This is a genomic window from Polaromonas sp. P3_C2, from assembly GCF_056402675.1.
This window is the reverse complement of record NZ_JBFUGX010000871.1, coordinates 1-1,473: the sequence shown is the minus strand read 5'-3', so window position 1 is coordinate 1,473 and position 1,473 is coordinate 1. Positions and strand designations below refer to the sequence as shown.

Genomic DNA, 1,473 nt, shown 5'->3' with positions numbered 1-1,473 from the left:
GAAGACGCCAAGGCCTGGATTATTGAGGCCGGTGCCGGTGAAAACTGGCACGACCTCGTCACCTGGACGCTGCAAAACGGCTACCCGGGCCTTGAAAACCTGGCATTAATTCCCGGAACGGTCGGTGCATCACCAGTACAGAACATCGGCGCCTATGGCGTGGAGCTGCAAGACCGCTTTGAGTCGCTCGACGCCATCGACTTGACGACAGGCCAGCCATTTACCCTGAATGCCGCGCAATGCGCGTTTGGCTACCGTGATTCTGTGTTCAAGCACAGCAGTTCGGCACCGGAGTCGGCCGCCCATGGTTTTGGGCTGGAAGGCAAGGCGTTCATCACGCGCGTGCGGTTTGCCCTTCCCAAGGCGTGGAAACCGGTGCTGGGCTATGCCGACATCGACAAAAAAATGGCGCAATCCGGCATCCAGACGCCCGACGCCCAGCAAATTTACGACTGGATCTGCGAAATCCGCAAAGCCAAGCTGCCTGATCCGCAGGTGATCGGCAACGCCGGCAGCTTTTTCAAGAACCCGACCGTCTCGCCCGAGCAGTGCGCCGACATCATCCAGCGGGAGCCCAAAATCGTTCACTACCACCTCGCCGATGGCACGGTCAAACTGGCCGCCGGATGGCTCATTGACGCCTGCGGCTGGAAGGGCAAGACCATCGGCAATGCCGGTGTCTATGAAAAACAGGCACTCGTGCTGGTCAACCGCGGCGGCACAGCCGACCCGGTCACGGGCGGCGAGGTCATGACGCTGGCCAAGGCCATCCAGACCAGTGTGTACGAACGCTTTGGCATCCTGCTGGAGCCTGAACCGGTGGTCGTCTGATGGCGACCGCCGCAAAGGTCTACACCGGGCCAGACATCGCGCTCTGGCGCCGCCTGGTGCTGCGCCATGCGCGGCAGCTTGCGATCGTGCTGACCGTCCTCTGGGTGGTGCTGATGATGGCCGGCGAGGCCGGATGGCGCAAACCGACGGGGCTGGCAACCGGAATGTTCGGGCTGGTCGCGGCCATGGTGGTGCTGGCCGTGTGGGCAGGCCGCGAACGCGAGCGCCTGGTGCGCGAGGCGCCGCTGCCGCAGTTCCTCAAGCGCAAGCTGCGTGACACCTATCCGCACCTGAGCGCCAAAGACACCGAGCTGGTCGAGCGCGGGCTGCGGCAGTTTTTCCTGGCCTGCGTGCGCAGCAAGGGCAAGTTTGTGGCCATGCCCTCACGCGTGGTCGACAGCATGTGGCACGAATTCATCCTGCACACGCGCGCCTACCGCGAGTGGTGCGACCTCGTGCTGGGCCGTTTCATGGACCATGTACCGGCTGAAGTGCTGGGCCGCCGCGCTTCCAGCAACGACGGCCTGCGGCGCGCGTGGTACTGGGCCTGCCGCGACGAAGCCATCAAGCCGCGCTCGCCCAGCCGCCTGCCGCTGCTCTTTGCCCTGGACGCGAAGCTGGCGATCCCCAACGGCTTTCATT

General features: G+C 64.0%; 2 protein-coding genes. Both read left to right on the top strand.

Features of this window, described 5'->3' with window-relative positions; all coding sequences use genetic code 11:
* Nucleotides 1-831 (top strand): UDP-N-acetylmuramate dehydrogenase (murB, locus tag AC1DWI_RS22900; RefSeq protein ID WP_477725880.1); only part of this gene is annotated, 831 nt, incomplete at its 5' end.
* On the top strand, nt 831-1,473 hold a 643-nt coding region (locus AC1DWI_RS22895), incomplete at its 3' end, for a glycine-rich domain-containing protein (protein WP_477725879.1). The genes murB and AC1DWI_RS22895, both read left to right, overlap by 1 nt.